Raw genomic sequence first — 16714 nt, forward strand, 5'->3', positions numbered from 1 at the left:
TACCCTAATTACAATAATCATATTGCCTTAATTTCTTGCAATGCCTGAATAGCAATCGAATTAATCTCCATTGGATTAAAAAGCATCATACTCAATTAGTAATTAGAATTCTACTTTTTTTGCCTAATTTATATCTTGAAGTTCTGCGACCAGTTTTTCCCGATTTAAATATCTTAAATATACTCTATTAGAGCAACTACATTTTCTAAAAAAGGAACATAAGAGTCTATATGCAAAGCCAATATTCATATAAAAAATTTATGTTTTTCATTAAATATATAAATAAAAATAAATGATTAATTGTTCCGATATTTGTACTTATAAATTAAAACTTTATACCTATGAATTTAGATTTTGTAAAAGATATCGAGGAAAAAAAACCTATTCGTATTCCATCAAAGACAAAAGTCGCCGTTGCAAAAGGAGATGGTATAGGCCCAGAAATAATGAATGCGACGCTACGCATTCTTGATGCAGCAGAGGCCAAGTTGGATTATGAATATATAGAGTTGGGAGAAAAAAAATACCTACAAGGCAACACGGCAGGAATTGATAGCGTTGCATGGGAAAAGATTCGGTCAAACAAAATCATTTTCAAGGCTCCTATAACTACTCCTCAAGGAAAAGGTTATAAAAGTTTGAATGTGACTTTACGAAAATCTCTCGGACTCTTTGCTAATGTAAGACCAGTAGAATCTTATACTCCTTATGTACAAAGTCATTTTCCAGATATGGATGTTGTGATCATTAGAGAGAATGAAGAAGATTTATATGCAGGAATTGAACACAGACAAACACAAGATGTTTATCAATGCTTGAAATTAATTACTCGTCCGGGATCAGAAAGAATAATTCGCTACGCATTTGAATACGCCCAAGCTTACGGAAGGAAGAAGGTTACCTGTATGGTCAAGGATAATATTATGAAAATTACAGATGGGCTATTTCACCAAGTTTTTGAAGAAATTGCAAATGAATATCCTGAGATAAAAAGTGAAACTCAGATTATCGATATCGGGTCAGCACGCTTAGCAGCTACACCAGAGAACTATGATGTAATTGTAACCGCAAATCTGTATGGGGATATTATTTCGGATATAGCGGCTGAGATCGGAGGTTCTGTAGGTATGTGTGGATCGGCAAATATAGGTAGGGATGTAGCGATGTTTGAAGCTATACATGGCTCTGCTCCAGATATCGCAAGACAAAACATAGCGAATCCTTCGGGTCTAATTAATGCAGCTGTTGCCATGTTAGGTCATATTGGGCAAGCTAAAATAGCGAACAAAATCAAGAATGCATGGCTTGTAACCCTTGAGGAAGGTTATCATACTGCAGATATCTATCAAAAGGGTAAAAGCCTCAAAAAGGTTGGAACAAATGAGTTCGCCGAAAAAGTGATTTCCAACCTTGGCAAAAGTCCTAAAAAACTTAATAAAAATCTTTTAAATTGTGAGGGCAAAAAGATCCAAATACCAGAATACGTTCGCAAAGAAGAACACAAAGAACTTGTAGGAATAGATGTGTTTTTAGATTGGTCTGGAGATAACCCAAATATACTAGGTGATGCACTATCATCATTAAAAACGAGCAAACTAAAGCTTAAAATGATCACCAATAGAGGTGTAAAAGTTTATCCAAACGGGTTAAAAGAGACTTATTGCACAGATCACTGGCGTTGTAGATTTGTAGGAAAAGATGCTAAAATAAAAAGCGAAGAACCTCAATATTTTCAAATTGAATTTGAACAAATATTAGCCCTCTTATCCACATTAAACACTTCAGGTTTTGATATAATCAAAACAGAGAATCTATATAAGTTTAATGAGAAACGTAGTTTTTCTTTAGGACAAGGAGAATAGAATTAATCTTTAATAAACCTTATCATGAAATTAAAAACCCATACGGATGGTATGGGTTTTTATTCTAATTTACCAATCAATCCCCATCCGTTTGCCTTGTCTATCACTACGCAGTGAATATTGTTTATCCCTTTTTCAAGTTCAAGATACAATTTGTTGGTATTGATATCCACATGTCCCGTATGTTGAATGCCTTTGGCCCTAAAAGCATTATTACCTTTGAAAATAAGTTTACCATTCAGGTATACCATTATTTTGTCACTATAATCAAATGAAAAGAGCCGAGTTTCATTGTTCTCCGATTCGATGGTTTTGGTTGCAACTATATAATCTTCCTTGTTTTGTTCAAAACTACCAGCAGAAGACTTTTTAACATATTTTGATATGGGCAATAAGCCTGACTCTTCCGTAGATACTGAAGTATATTCTTCTTTGGCAAAAGACGAAAAATTAAGCTTATTTTCTTCATAGGGAAAGGAGGTAGTAATCTTCCAACTGGTAATGATGTTAGGATCTCCATTTGCTGGTTTAGCGAGGTCAGGTTTTTGATCGATATTCCTATGTGAGACCTTAAAGTTTGAAAACCGATTTCCAAACAAAGCCCAAAGCCCTACTCCTCCCTGGTATTGTTCTGTTTTCAGCTTGCCTACGGTCATTACCCTTGTATTATTTACAAAGATTTCAGCACTTTGATTACGCACCTCAACTCGCAGGGTATTCCATCCTGTATCCCTAAAAGGCACTTTTGCCTGGTGTTCTCTATACAATTGCCAATTTGACTCATTATTAAACATGGGAGTGTACTGTACAGCGTCTACCTGATTTGATTTATGCATTCGCATATACACCTCTTCTAGATGATTGTTGTGTTCTCTGAAATTGATACCCGCAAAGCTTCTCTTGGGGTTAGCATATATATCTACCTCGATTGTCCCATTTGTAAAACTCAGATTTTTGACCGTAGCCCTCCCTTTTTTCAGGACAAGAGTTTCTCGATTGTCAAAATTTTCAAAAAGCGCATCTTTGGGAACATTCCATTTGGCAGGAATCATATCAATTTTTTGCAATGAACTTTGTCCAAAAGCTATTTGAAGGCTCAACAACAAAATAATAGAAAACAGGATTTTTGTCATGATTTTTTATTTACAAATATCAAGGATACCAGTCTTTGTGGTCATATCATTTCAATCCTAAAAACTATCATTTTGAGCACTTTTTCTGTAGGCAACAGGACTAACGCCTTCCATCTTTCTAAAAAATCTGGTCAAATTGTTGGGCTCACTAAAATTTAAATCATAGGCGATTTCGGCTATCGTTTTGGCAGAATACCGAAGTTCCCGCTTTACTTCTTGCAGTAGCCTGTTATTGATGATTTCTTTTGAAGAGTGCCCTGTATGTTCCTTTACCAACTTGTTCAGTTTATGCCGGTTTAATTGCAGCATTTCACAATAGTTGTTCACCGAATGTGTGTTGCGAATATTTAACTCGAGTAACTCTTTGAATTTGTGAATTCTGGTGTCAGATTGTGTATCTGGAGAAATATTATAAAAGGTGGAATAGAATCGATTAAGTTTTGATAAAGAAAAATACAACAATGAACGTATGATATGAGAACTATCATTATGATAATGGTTGATCTCGGCAATTATCTCTTTCAAAGCAAATTGGATAATATCATATTCTTCATCTTTCAGCAGTAGATATTGCGGTTGTTGGGAGTTATAAAAGTATTGTAACCGGTATGCAAACAGTTTGTCGTCAAAAAAATCAGACAAGAAGTTATTTTGAAACACCAAATGAAACCCTTTGATATCCTCGAGAGGGATTTTGCAGGACTTTTTTTGAAAGGGACAAATAAAAAATATACTGTTCTCAGCAACCTCTAATAGCTGTCCGTTCAAATCCATCGTTCCCGAAGCTTTTTCGAAAATCATAATCTCAAAAAAATCGCAGGTATGAGGATCAGACTCAAAGAACACATTGGGATTGTTCTCAAAAGTGTGTACATCCATCAACAGCTCAAAGCCGTATTTCCTTTTTTCAAAAAAGAATTTTCTCAAGGATACTTATATTTTGATTTTTTAAATGCTTTATTATGCTAAGTCTATACATCATTAAAAATTCTATTGAGGAATTTCACGAGAGTTTCACGGTAACAAAATTGTAATGAATGCATATGTACTTACCCATTATAATCAAGGGAAGTTGGTGGTAACAGAGAATTCAAATTCAAGACACTATAAACATACTAAATGCCTTTCTTACTTCACTCTCTTATAAACCGAATAATCGGCAACAATAACTCCCTCTGGACTTTTTACGAATGATGTTTCAGATTTAGAGTAATCATCATAGATGTTCAGTGTGTTGTTATTATTCGAAAAAGAAAAAGTATTGGTCTTATTAGAGTAATTACTTATACTTTTATCAGAGAACATAACCCTATAATCCATCTGGTAAGTTTTCTCATTAACTTTTTTCCACTTTCCAGTCCAAAAATCCTTTGGTCTGTTAATGCACTCCTCTAACTTTTCTCCTTCTGTTCTTTTAAAAATAAGACTCCCGTCTGATTTATATTCATATCTACTATTTTTAAAGCATTCTGACGGATATTCGATCTCAGTATTACCATCTTTAAAGACATGAACGGTTTTTTCTATTCTCCAAACACCTACAATAGGATCCATCTTATCACTTTTCTTTTCAACAAACGATATGCAGATACTAAAGATTAAAATACCTATTAGCAATTTTAGATTTTTCATATTGTAACTGGATTAGAGAGATTCATTTTTATAATAGTTCGTATATAATTTCTTAATCGAATTGTCTTTTAGCATGGTTTTTCACTTACTAAATATACAAAGATTGTTGAGAGCGAATGGATTGTTCATCCTGTTATAGTATGCTATTTTTCACTTCCAACTTATTCATTCGATTGCACAAGAGGTTTGAATCCCCCATAGACCATCCTACTGGCATCAAAAATCAATTTTTCTGGATGGGTCAATGGCGAAACTAATGAAGCCATTCTTGGGTCAGCAGGTACTTTTTTGTTGGCAGTTTCCCGTATTTCTTTTGAAGGAAAAACAACCCACCCAAATACAATTTCTTCATCCTCTTTTGCATCTACAGTTTTTACAAAGGATCTTGTACCTTCTAAAAACAAATCATCTCCAACAAATTCGAAGTACGCTATTGCGCCGTACTCTTTCCAAATTTCAGCTACTTTTTCTGCTACTTTTTTGTATTCTTCCAAATAAACTCGAAGTATCGGAAAAACGAAGCCATCTATATATTGTTCCATATTTTATCTAGGAATTGGTTAGTTTATGATCATAACTTCTGTTTTTTTTGAAGTTCTTCATGTCTAAATTTTACCATTTGACGAATTAGTTCTTCTGGCAGCGGTGTATTGAATGAAAATTTGACTGTTCCTTTCCCTACATCAAAACCCTTCAATTGTTGGGCAAAATGGTTTACTGTAGCTTCTGAGGGATAAAAACTCACGTATTTAGTATATGCCGCTATCATCAATTGCTGTTCAGGTTTTATTCCCTTGATAAGCGTGAAAGAAGGAACTTTATAATTAGGGATTTCTACAACTTCTGGAACAGCTTCTTTGATCAAACTTCTTAGTTCACGTAAAATTAACTGCGCTTCACTTGATTGATTGTCTATATAGTGGTCTATCGTCTTGTAATTGGGCATTGCTCCTTTTTTTCCCATTTCTTTTAGTTTTTAATTATCAATTCCTGTACAATTCGCAATACTGGGCTATACTATTTTAAATATCAGTCTTTGCGGAATATAAAAGAGGCGATGATCTGAGCTAGTACTTGCTACTACAGGTTTCTTATTTTATTCACTTGCACCACTATTCCTTGCACATCAAGCTAAGTAGTTCTTTTTCTTATTTTCGCGATTTGTTTCGCATACTCATACCCTAAAGGGCGTTCGATTCCATATTTTTTATATCCTAAACTTTCAGACCCTGAATCACCGTAAAAGAAATTAAAAATTCTATCGTATTCTTCTGATAGTTTATTTTCTGAATAATAACTCTCTATTTTTCTAAAGTTGGCTTCTTTGTAGCTTTGATCATCATCATTTTCGATTGACGCAGAAAAAACCTCTTGTTCCAAATGCTCCTCAAGTGTTTTTGGCTGTGGATGGTTTACTCTGTAAAGTGTCCTCTTCAAATATTCTAAAGTTCTACTTGCAATTAATGCTCTTGAATACGATTCACTCGTCCAAAAATAGGGTACACAAAATTGACGGTTAACAAAAGCATTGAGTTTAAACTTACTATCAAAATCGGTAGAAAAGAAATTTGTCCAACCTCCTTTTAAATCATCTGCAATATTGAGAACAACAGTTATTTCTTTTGAGGGAGATTTATCCAGCGTCGAATTAAATTTCGCAATGATTTCCTTCATCACTATTTCAGCATTAAGGTTTTCCAATTCCGATATTTTCTGTAAGATATGTTCTTTTGCCATAGGGTTAAATCCGCCAATAGGCAAGGCCATATCTCCTTTTGTGCCTCCTTGAAGTTTTGAAATATACGCTTTGAACCTTTCTGTTGATATTGGCTTTGCGTATAAGTCTTTGATTTCAGACAATATTGGTTTCAGTTGAAATCTCATTCATCCATTTTCGTGTTGCCTAACGCTTTGTTTACGGCTTGTTATAGAAATTTCCAAAGGAAACATTCTGATAAGTCACTAAGGTAGTAAATCTTCAATGAACTATACACATTGTTCACCACCAGTTTTCCCCTGAGATCACATTCGGATGGAACAAATATAAATCCAAGCTATAAAAAATATTTGTAAAGGAATTCTAAACCACAAATATGCAAGACCGTTTCCATCGAATGTCCCCTTTTGATAATTTATATTATGTATTGAAGCATAAATATTCGCAGGTAGCATTAATACCAGAAAGATAAGCAAAGCCCATCCACTTATCACTTTCAATTTAGGAATGAGTAAGCCAATTGCTAAAAGAATTTCAAATACTCCTGTGAGATGAACAAAACCTTCTTTGTAAGGAATAAAGCTAGGAATCATCATCGACATTCCTTTGGTATATACAAAATGTCCAATAGCTGTAAATACAAGCATTATTGACATTGCAATTCTTGCAGATAGCGCAAAATCATATTCTTTTTTAATGATTTTAAGTACAAAAATAGAGATCGTGAAACTTAATAATAGTACAAGTAGTGGTTTCATGTTTTTCGGAATTATTGAAGTACAAAGGTTAGAAAACACCGAAGTAAAAACAATGAACCCAGGTTAAGTAATGCGTTTTCTTATTCGGCTTAATGCCTGTGGAGTTACACCAATATATGATGCAATATATTTTAGTGGAATTTGTTTTAACAATTTTGGTCTGTCTGAGAATAAGTCTAGATATCGTTCTTCTGCTGTTTTACTCAATAAAGAAAGTTCTCTTTTTGACTTTATTAAAAACATATTTTCGGCCATTTTTCGTCCGATGATATTTCCACTGCTTGTTCGCTCATAGACTTGTTCTAAGTCTTTGTGCGAAATTTTCCACAAAATGGTATCTGTCAATGTTTCAATTTGGTATTCTGAAGGGGTTTGTGTCAAAAATGAATCATAACCCGTGACAAATTCATTTTCGAATACAAAACCAAAGGTTAAATCGACTTCTTCTCCCGGAACATAAAATCTAATTATACCTTTTGTTATAAAGTATAAATGATTTTCAATCTCACCAAATTTCAATAAAACAGCATGTTTTTTAAGTGTTACTTCTTGCAATTTTGAAGAGAAAAACTGCCAATCAGAATCATTCATTGGAGTAATATTTTCAATAAACTTTCTGATTTCTTTCATTTAAGGTTTTTTTTTGCTTGTGGCAGCGTTACGTTTAACTAATCATTGTTGGCATTTCGTTGTTCTATTATTTAGTTTTCGTTTTCAAATATTGCTCAATTTTACTTATAGTTTTTGTTTTTTCTGGAGCATTATAATTTGACCAAAACTCAGCGTTATACACTTTCGCTTGATTTTCCAGACTTTTATTAATTTTCATATTTCCTTCAAAAGGATAATTTTCAACGTCTTCGATTACTACTTTGTTCACAAAAAGTTCTTTTTTGGGATTCTTAGTAAATAAGAGTTTTTTTGGATTTTGTATATCATATATTTCCCAAGTGTCTTCTTCTTTCTTATACTTCAAATACATTTTTCCTTTAAACTCCTGGTATTCAATAATTAAATTATAGTGAACAACTTGTTGACCATTTGACAACCGTCTTTTCCAAGATTTCCCATTATTTTTTGTTCTTGTAAGCTCTAATTTTACAAAGGCAAAAGATTCGGTATCTATATATAGTGTTGCTTTTTGAAAAGGTTTGTCGACACCAACTATCTTGTAAACATATTTATTATTATAAAGTAATATATCTTCAAGTTCATATTTCCAATTGCCTTTAGCTTTAATAGGTCCATAATCAAATCGAATAAAATCATCTTCAACTAAATCAATAATTGAATTTTTTCGCTCCCACTTTTCATTCCAAGGATGTTTGTTAGCAATATGACTGCTTTTTACTTCAACTAATTCAACTTGAGGTTCTCTAGGAATATTCTGCCCTTCATTATAAAATTTTGCAGCACACTCCAGATATTCCACATATGTACCGTCTTCATTTTGAAGATCCCTTATAAAACCTTCAGTTATATAAGGTTCTTGAGGATAATTATGTTCTATTTGTTTGTATGCCTTTTTTACAATTTGTTTGGCAGTAAGTCTCTTCTTTTTAGTACTTGTAATTACAACTTCTTCTAATTTACCAATCTTAGAATTGAGTAATATTTTTTGATTCGAAATAAAGTCATTAGCATTTCTTTCAATTGACTCATACCCGATACTAGATATTATGATAATATTAGAATGATTAAAAGATGGAAAATGAAAGGTGAAATATCCTTCTTCATTTGAGGTTGTTCCAATTGTTCCTCCTTTTAGATAAATAGAAGCAAATACTATGGGCTCTTTAGTTTCTTTATCTAATAGTTGACCCGAAATCTTTTTATCATTACTCTGAGCTACTATTGTAAGTGGCAGAAGTAAGAGAATAGAAAAATATATAAATTGAAATGTTTTCTTCATATATTCAAGACGAATGACTTATAATTTTGATACATTCTTGATATAACTTAAGTACTATTAGTTAATTTTTTCTCAATGAAAGCTCGCATATAAGAATAGTATTGATTTTTATACACTGACTTCTCGGTTAAACATTGATCTTTTTTTATTTACTCACTATCGTTTTGCCAATTAGACCACTATTATTTTTATACATTGTTAGCAGGCGGTCTTATTGTTCGTCTTTGGATAGTTTTGTCAGAACTTCAATTGCTTTCTTAGCATCATTTTTATCAACGAAAATATGGTCATGATAATATCCTGCTATTACATTACAGCTAATATTATTCTTTGCTAATTCTGTTGAGAATATAGCCGTTAAACCTACAGCATCCAGAGAGGAGTGAATCATAAGAGTAATCCATGAAGCAATATACTCATAATTCAAGTTTAATTCGTCTGCTTTTTCTTTCTTAATAACTATGGTTGTTCCTTCTATTTCCTGAAATTCACAAACAGTATCGGCTCGATCAATTTTGCTCAAATCCTTGATGGTAGAAAATACATAATCTCCCAAATTTAGTTTTGGAGTCATTCCTTTTATTAATTCAGATAGGTTTGTTTCTCCTGCCATTAAATTCCTATTTTTTCAACCTGCTACCAGCGTTTGGTATGAGATTGGTTGCATTGTTTTAGCAACTAATTTAGCAAATAGGAGCATAATATGAAATTCAAAAAAATCTTCAAAAGTAGATTTGTAATAACAATTAAATTTATACTGTATCGTCTTTTCGTTAACTTTTTAAGTTCAAATTATTACGCAACACCTTAACATTTCAGGTACTTTTAGTGATCTGGAAAACTGTATTGTCCTAGATCACAATTTTTATTTAGTAAGTTTTTTTAGTTTTTTTTGAGCATCCTTATTACCATCTATTCCAATAGCTTTTTGATAGTGCTCTATGGCTTTTTTCCTTTCTTTTGTTTTTAAATAAAAATCACCCATTGCTACATAACTTCTAGATTCTTCTGGGTAAAAATGTAAATTAATATCTAGATAAGCTTTGGCTTTTTTGGGCAAATCGTGTACGTCTAACATGAAGAATCCTAATTCATTAACAAATTCCCAATTTGGTTTCTTGTCACGTTTAAACCTAACACTAAGTTTGTTAAAGTGATCGTAAAAAGGTTGTGTCAACTCTTCTTTACTATATCTTTTTGGAGTATTAAAACGCCATCTTTCTTCAAATTTATACCATTTATATACAGATCGTAAACCATTATACATTCCCAGTGTTACAATACCTCCGTGATCTTCTTCTGGATAATATTTCCAAGAGGTTTCAAGATGTTTTTGGTTTTCTACTAGTATGTCGTGAAATTTAAGATTGGCTCTTAACCCTTCAGTGGGTTCATCATCCATTCTCCTAACTTTTACAGTGTCTACTTTGTAACTATTGGCTACAGCAAGGTGTAATGATTTGTTTTGATAATTATCTTTTTCAAGTAACTCTTTAGATTGCTTTACCAGATTTTCTTTATCCCACCAAAGGCTTGGGTCTATAGCTAGATAATTGTCAAAAACATCTGGATGATTTACATAGGCATAAATCGTAAAAAGCCCTCCCAAAGAATGCCCTACAATGGTACTCATTTTATCTGCGGGGTATTTGTTCTCAAGAAATGGAGCCAGTTCACATTGCATAAATTCCAGGAAATTAGAAGCGCCCCCCGAAGTTTCTACGGATCGCCCTTGACGTCCTTTAAGGACATTTGTAGGAGTAAAATCTCTAGTGCTATCTGTATTTGTAATCCCCACAACTATGGATTTTGGGATATCAAATTCTTCTAATAATTTTAACATGCCTGTCACTGGGTAAAAATGTCTAGGAGAATTCAATACATATATTACAGGGTATTTTTTTCCTTTTTCTATTTCTTCTGGAAGATGTATCCAAATATCGCGTTGTTCTTTAAGAACATGAGAATATAAAGAATCTGCTATCCCAATAACTATTTCGTTTTTTTCGTTTTCACAAAACTGGGCATTGATCTGAAAATGTATGCTTATAAGAAAGAGGAATAATGATATGTTTTTCATTGATGAAGCTTTTTTGAAGAATCGTTTGTACTATTATTACGGGATAAAAATACATTTTAAAAAGCTTCAAACCCTTAAATAATGAGGGTTTGGTACTAAATGTGATTTTTCAGGTACGAAAATTATAAGGATAAAATAATGTCTTTAAAATTTTTGGAAACACTAATCTCCATTTGGGTAAGGTAAATCGTATTTTGGTTTTTCCAAGATTTAAAATGTGTTGGATTTATAAAGTGAGAACGATGTACTTGTACTAGAAAAGGGATCTCTTGATGCAGCTTTTTTAATGAAGATCGAATAAGCTTCGAACTTAACTCCCCACCATCTAAATAGAAAATCTCTACATAGTTTTGAGAGCTAGATGCGCTTATTAATTCTGAAGGGTACACTTTAAGAATATCCAGTTTATTATCTCCTCTTATGGTGAGTTGGGTCTCTTTAGGAGGAATGAGTCTTACAACGTATAGTCTAGAGAATATTAATAGCGGGACTAATACAATAGATGTCTTAGCAAATAGAAAAGAAAAGAAAGAAAAATTATAGACACTATTTATAATTGAACTTTTTGAATACTTATAGAAAACAATATTCAAAATCAAGCATAAACATAGAATAGTTACCATCTCAAAAGCGACATTCCACCTCAATATCTTTTTATAAACCTTGTTTTGGATCACAGCCACAATACCGTAACACAAAAATGTAAGAAAGGAAAACCCAATTCCGAGGCCTGCCCAATTAGTATTTGAAGAAGTCTCAATTTCAAATGGTCTTATAAAGTAAACAAAACAGAATATCCAAATCCCTATAAATACCCCTATCAGTAAGTGATGTTTTATGGACGGATTAAGTTTATTCATTTGCAAATAACATTTGAGTTCGGGACTAATTTAAGCATTTAATAAATTATATAAATGTTGTTGTAATCTCGTTGGTATTTGTCTATGAGCAGAGTTTTTTTCAAGTAGAATAGAGAAATACAGGGTGTAGGCTTCTTTTTGAGACTTTTCATTCTTAAAGTTCGAAATAAGTTCAAAAAAACAAACTCGTTTTTTTTATTCCAATAGTGCTCTGGGATGAATGGTAACCTCTCTTGTATGAAACGCTTGTCTGCTTAAGGCGACATATGCAATATACAAATGTTGTTGTGTAGGTTTTATTTTTTATTCAATTCAAACGTTCCTTTGTCTCTTGGGTAGCTTGAATCGTATTCACCACTTATTTCAATTCCGTGAATATTTTTCATTCCATCATATTCAATGAACTGTCCATTTCCAATTGACATTTTAGCTTTAAAGAATCTACGATTGGATTCAGGGTTTTCATTCCGTCGTCCTTTTTGTCCAATGTTATTTCCATTAAAATACGATTCCGAAAAGTTACCTGATAATTCCACTGTTTTATTTTGTCCAGGTTTATAAAGACTCCAAAGATTATAGTAAATAAACGTTTCACTTTTAAATTCCGAATTATTATTTTCAGGAATTGTTGTCAAGACTTTTCCACTAACAAGTGCATATTCAGAACTATTCCAATTTCCATCCCAATTAGATTCTGTAAAGTTCTTTGGAATTGAACTTCTATAGACCACTTCATTTGATATAACCACAACAACAAAAAGAATCAAAATTGTTATTAAAATTCGTTTTATTATTTTCAGAAATCTATTTTTCATTTAGAGTTCAGTTTTTCTCAACTTACACACAACGGTTTGTGTATGGAACGTAGCGTACAAAATGACACTAACTTTTCGGATTAACACAGAGCCGAATTTTTATATTTTATTTTTAACTTTTCAATCTTAAAAGCCAAATTAAAAATTTGGCGGACTTTGTAAATGTAAACCAAACCTACGGTTTAGCACTTATTAGCTATGTTTTATACACCGTGTTAGCATCTTTTATTCCTTTTTATTCCAAGGTTCGTCTTTTATTTTTTCTACAAATGCCTCTGGGTCAGAAAGAAATTCTCTCCAAGCTGATTGTTTTATTACTTCAGGAATTATTGAAATGTCAGGTTGAAATAATTTACCTCCAAAGGTTTCTAATTTCCATCCGTTCTCATTACACAATCCAAATATTTTTTCAAGAAAATAAGGTGAATCAGTTCTCAAGTCGAATCTGAAAACAAGTGAAATTATAATTCCTAATTCTGGGTCAATACAAAGGTCAATATCATTATCTTCTTTATTTTCAGTATTCCCTTTCCAAGAGAAGTGAACTTTAGAGTTTACCCAATCCGCTCTTGGAATAAAGGAATCTATTTCTTCCACAAATTTTTTATGGTCAATGTTGAGTGTTCTCCAAGCTTCCTCATATTCAAAATGCAAGTCCTTATTCGGTTTGGGTAAGATGTCCCAAACAGCAGGTATTACTATCATTCCTTGTTGCCATATTGCCATATTTATTTTCTAATTGATGCTAACGTTGCGTGTATGAATTGTTAGGTGTTTTTTATTATTTCAATCGTGTTACAATCTGAACGCCACCAATACTGTTTTTTTATCATCTTTTAGTTTAGATTCGGTTTTCTTTCCGCATTTTCGGCAATTCCGTTCATTTGATTCGTCCTCCAATGCTTCATAATAGCAATTATAGCAACCCCAAATTGTCAAGTCCGATATTTCGTCATCAATTCTCCAAGTAAATAAGTCCTCTTTACATTTTGGACATATTTGTGTTGCCATACATTAATTAATTTAATCAAAGATTCGTCAATTGACCAATAATAAAGACTAAAGCAATTAGACTTAGATCTATTAATACACCTTTTTTGATTGACCATTTGGAGGTATATACTCTATTACCAATAAAAATTCCAATTAGTCCAATCAAAACCAAACAAAATAAAATTAAATCAGGAATCTTATATGAGAAAAGTATCATAGTAAAATGGTATTGGTAAAATAAATTAAGATACATCCAAACAATATAAATATTGAATAAAATAATAATTAATCCGATTATCTTGTTCAATTTTATCATTCCTAAATTTAATTCAGTTAGTTATTGTACTTAACGTTCCGTATAACAATTGTAGCATGCCGGTAGGCAGTTATGATTCGTTGTACAGTGTTAGCAACTCACATTAGTTCAGTAATTCATTCAATTTTTCGTTCAATTTTTCTCCACGTAAATTTCGCCCAACAATTGTTCCTTTTCGGTCAATTAGAAAGTTGTCAGGAATTCCATTAATCCCATAAATTAAAGATGCAGAATTATCTCTCCCTTGTAAATCACTAACTTGTAACCACGGTAATTTATCTTTTTCTATTGCTTTTAACCAGCTTTCTTTTTTGATATCTTGTGACACGGCAAAAATTTCAAACCCTTTAGGCTTAAATTTTTTATACGTCTTTACCAAGTTTGGGTTTTCTTTTCTACAAGGGACACAAGTAGATGACCAAAATTCCAATAAAACCAATTTATCTTTGAGATCGGATAGTTTTCTTATTTTTCCGTTTATGTCTTCCATTTCAAAGTCAACATAACTTCCCCCTATCTTTGGGTTTTTATTCAACTCAATGTATTTAGCAATATTCTTTCCATATTCCGTATTTTTATTTTCAGTTGAAAAATTATCATATAGTTCTTTCGTCTTTTCTTTCCCCCAAGTTGTGGAATAAATCGAAAGTATATATGCGCTGTGAATACTTTTAGGATGTTTTTTTATAAACTCGATATCCTTTTTTAAACGTTCATCTCTAGAAAGGGAGTCGGTTTCTTTACTTAGGGTCTGACTTAAATTTTCTTCTACAGAGCCAACCACAACTGCATTTCTAAAATCCATTTGGGTTGCATCAAAGAACATAGGATTATTTTCCACCCAAAGGAATCGATAATTTGAAAAGTTCTTTGTTCTCAAAACTACTTGTATTGGTGATTTTGGTAAGTTAGTTTTAAAGCTAAAAGAGTTGTTTTCAACTACAGCAGAATCGATTTGAATCTCTTTATTGTAAAGATAAAGAACCGTCCCATTTTCAAGGCCTCTTGTTATTCCGGTTAAAGAAAATTTGACTTTTGGTGTTTCATTACAAGAAATGATGAGTAAAGTAATTATCCCTAAAATTAATTTTTTCATAAAGTTTGATCTTGCTTGTTGCTAACGGTCTCGTATAACCGTCAGTTACGGGTTAAATTAGCCTTGTTTTCGGTTTAGCACAGACGTTAGCAATTCTGAGTGGATTCGGACATAGTCGAATCCGCCGTAATTGCGGTTATACATTGTTACCCAACGTTTTTATTGTTTTTAATAATCAATTATTCCGTCGTTGTGTTTTCTTTCAGATAATTATTGACCAATTCATTATAGCAATCAAATTCAGATTGAACCATACAGCCCATTCCGTAAGATTCAATTCCGTATTTTGATTTTAGAGTTTTTTGCAACTCCAAATCAAATCCAATTCCAAACTGAAAATATTTGAGTTTTTCATTTTTCAAGTCAGTCAAAAATCTATTTTCCATTTTTTCACAAGTTTCCAATTCATAATATTCAGCGAGTCGATTTTGACGTTGTACAGTTTTATAATATTCAGTCCATAAGTGTAAATTTAAGACTAAACAAACTCCGAATGCACCAATCATTATTTTAGTCAAAACTTTGTGCCAATCTTTAGCAAGAAAATAAAGCCCAAAACTTAATAGACCTATAACAAATAATACCTTAGAAAGGTCTAATTCCAATTTCACATTATACCAATATTGCATTTTTATTGAATTAAAAATCAATAATGAAAATCCGATAATTGATGAAATCAGAAGTATATATTTTGTTCTATTTTTCAATTGGTGTCAAATGTTGGGAACGTATGTATATAGTTACTAAAGGTAACTATATTTCTCAAATACAAGATATACGCACATCTATTGAACCAGAAAAGTAAGGATTAATTCCTATTGGATTACCTTCGGTGATCCTAAAAAACTCACTGCTGCAAATAGAAAACCCCGAGCTAGCGCTCTGATTTTTTATTTTACTCCAAAACCTTAAAGCCCATGGCTTTGGGTTTTTCCATAAAATAAAAAACCACGTCAATGACGTGGTTTTCTGCTTGATGTGACCGCGGAAGGATTCGAACCCTCAACCCTCAGAGCCGAAATCTGATATTCTATCCAGTTGAACTACGCGGCCTTTATGATCTTTACTATTAAGACAATTTACTTTTTACAATTGCAGAAATGGTTTTTCCATCGGCTTGTCCTGCCAATTCTTTGGATACGATACCCATCACCTTACCCATATCCTTCATTCCTGATGCTCCAATATCATCAATAGTCATTACCACAACCTTCTCGATTTCTTCTTCGGTTAGTTGTTCTGGTAAAAACTGCTCGATCACTTTGGCTTGATCCAATTCTGGTTGTGCCAAATCATCTCTTCCTTGCTCTGTAAAAATAGCGGCACTATCCTTACGTTGCTTTACCAATTTTTGCAAGATTTTAAGCTCCTCATCCTCAGTCAATTCTTCTTTAGCTCCACTTTCAGTTTGTGCTAATAAAATAGCTGATTTGATAGCTCGCAACGACGTTAGCGCATTTGTGTCTTTGGCTTTCATCGCTTCTTTCATAGCGGTCATTACTTGCTTCTGTAAACTCATCTTTACCGTTTTTAAACTATT

Annotated in this window: 19 protein-coding genes and 1 tRNA gene; 1 reads left to right on the forward strand and 19 read right to left on the reverse strand. The window is 32.5% G+C overall.

Going from position 1 to position 16714, the window contains the following annotated elements; translation table 11 throughout:
* Positions 1–341 precede the first annotated feature (341 nt).
* Positions 342–1862, forward strand: a complete 1521-nt coding sequence (locus BUE24_RS07700) for an NADP-dependent isocitrate dehydrogenase (RefSeq protein ID WP_073315429.1) — start codon at positions 342–344, stop codon at positions 1860–1862.
* 59 nt (positions 1863–1921) lie between these two features.
* On the opposite strand, the gene BUE24_RS07705 is transcribed toward BUE24_RS07700, so the two are convergent.
* The 19 genes from BUE24_RS07705 to BUE24_RS07795 all read right to left on the reverse strand — a co-directional run bounded on the left by BUE24_RS07705 (position 1922) and on the right by BUE24_RS07795 (position 16693).
* Positions 1922–2995: a 3-keto-alpha-glucoside-1,2-lyase-like domain-containing protein gene (locus tag BUE24_RS07705; RefSeq protein WP_073315430.1), complete on the reverse strand. Its 1074-nt coding sequence runs from the start codon at positions 2993–2995 to the stop codon at positions 1922–1924.
* Positions 2996–3052: 57 nt separating this feature from the next.
* Complete coding sequence (locus BUE24_RS07710) at positions 3053–3922, reverse strand: AraC family transcriptional regulator (protein ID WP_244548133.1); 870 nt, start codon at positions 3920–3922, stop codon at positions 3053–3055.
* Positions 3923–4123: 201 nt separating this feature from the next.
* Positions 4124–4549 carry a hypothetical protein gene (locus BUE24_RS07715; protein WP_139241938.1) on the reverse strand — a complete coding sequence of 142 codons (426 nt, stop codon included), beginning with the start codon at positions 4547–4549 and terminating at the stop codon, positions 4124–4126.
* Between the two features lie 239 nt (positions 4550–4788).
* A complete protein-coding gene (locus BUE24_RS07720; protein ID WP_073315433.1) occupies positions 4789–5169 on the reverse strand; it encodes a DUF1428 domain-containing protein in 381 nt (126 codons plus the stop codon).
* A 29-nt stretch (positions 5170–5198) separates the two neighbouring features.
* Positions 5199–5591 carry an iron chaperone gene (locus BUE24_RS07725; RefSeq protein ID WP_073315434.1) on the reverse strand — a complete coding sequence of 131 codons (393 nt, stop codon included), beginning with the start codon at positions 5589–5591 and terminating at the stop codon, positions 5199–5201.
* Positions 5592–5758: 167 nt separating this feature from the next.
* Positions 5759–6511 (reverse strand): hypothetical protein, encoded by a 753-nt coding sequence (locus BUE24_RS07730; RefSeq protein WP_073315435.1) that lies wholly within the window; start codon positions 6509–6511, stop codon positions 5759–5761.
* A 138-nt stretch (positions 6512–6649) separates the two neighbouring features.
* A complete protein-coding gene (locus BUE24_RS07735) occupies positions 6650–7102 on the reverse strand; it encodes a DoxX family protein (protein WP_073315436.1) in 453 nt (150 codons plus the stop codon).
* 63 nt (positions 7103–7165) lie between these two features.
* On the reverse strand, positions 7166–7732 hold the full coding sequence (locus BUE24_RS07740) for a Crp/Fnr family transcriptional regulator (protein ID WP_073315437.1): 567 nt from the start codon (positions 7730–7732) through the stop codon (positions 7166–7168).
* A gap of 67 nt (positions 7733–7799) precedes the next feature.
* Complete coding sequence (locus BUE24_RS07745; RefSeq protein WP_073315438.1) at positions 7800–9014, reverse strand: carboxypeptidase-like regulatory domain-containing protein; 1215 nt, start codon at positions 9012–9014, stop codon at positions 7800–7802.
* A 211-nt stretch (positions 9015–9225) separates the two neighbouring features.
* Positions 9226–9627, reverse strand: a complete 402-nt coding sequence (locus BUE24_RS07750) for an ACT domain-containing protein (RefSeq protein WP_073315439.1) — start codon at positions 9625–9627, stop codon at positions 9226–9228.
* A gap of 252 nt (positions 9628–9879) precedes the next feature.
* The gene (locus BUE24_RS07755) at positions 9880–11094 is read right to left on the reverse strand and encodes an alpha/beta hydrolase-fold protein (RefSeq protein ID WP_073315440.1); all 1215 of its coding nucleotides are present in this window, start codon (positions 11092–11094) and stop codon (positions 9880–9882) included.
* A gap of 122 nt (positions 11095–11216) precedes the next feature.
* Positions 11217–11954, reverse strand: a complete 738-nt coding sequence (locus tag BUE24_RS07760) for a LytTR family DNA-binding domain-containing protein (RefSeq protein WP_073315441.1) — start codon at positions 11952–11954, stop codon at positions 11217–11219.
* A 296-nt stretch (positions 11955–12250) separates the two neighbouring features.
* A complete protein-coding gene (locus BUE24_RS07765) occupies positions 12251–12769 on the reverse strand; it encodes a hypothetical protein (RefSeq protein WP_073315442.1) in 519 nt (172 codons plus the stop codon).
* A 225-nt stretch (positions 12770–12994) separates the two neighbouring features.
* The gene (locus BUE24_RS07770; protein ID WP_073315443.1) at positions 12995–13495 is read right to left on the reverse strand and encodes a hypothetical protein; all 501 of its coding nucleotides are present in this window, start codon (positions 13493–13495) and stop codon (positions 12995–12997) included.
* Positions 13496–13564: 69 nt separating this feature from the next.
* Positions 13565–13780, reverse strand: coding sequence for a hypothetical protein (locus BUE24_RS23710; RefSeq protein ID WP_139241939.1), 216 nt, complete (start codon positions 13778–13780; stop codon positions 13565–13567).
* 401 nt (positions 13781–14181) lie between these two features.
* Positions 14182–15174, reverse strand: coding sequence for an AhpC/TSA family protein (locus BUE24_RS07780; protein ID WP_073315445.1), 993 nt, complete (start codon positions 15172–15174; stop codon positions 14182–14184).
* Positions 15175–15353: 179 nt separating this feature from the next.
* Complete coding sequence (locus BUE24_RS07785) at positions 15354–15881, reverse strand: FEKKY domain-containing protein (RefSeq protein ID WP_139241940.1); 528 nt, start codon at positions 15879–15881, stop codon at positions 15354–15356.
* Positions 15882–16153: 272 nt separating this feature from the next.
* Positions 16154–16227: transfer RNA gene (locus BUE24_RS07790), tRNA-Arg, on the reverse strand.
* Between the two features lie 16 nt (positions 16228–16243).
* Positions 16244–16693, reverse strand: a complete 450-nt coding sequence (locus tag BUE24_RS07795; protein WP_073315447.1) for a GatB/YqeY domain-containing protein — start codon at positions 16691–16693, stop codon at positions 16244–16246.
* Positions 16694–16714 lie beyond the last annotated feature (21 nt).

It is taken from the genome of Aquimarina spongiae, from assembly GCF_900141785.1.
GTDB lineage: Bacteria > Bacteroidota > Bacteroidia > Flavobacteriales > Flavobacteriaceae > Aquimarina > Aquimarina spongiae.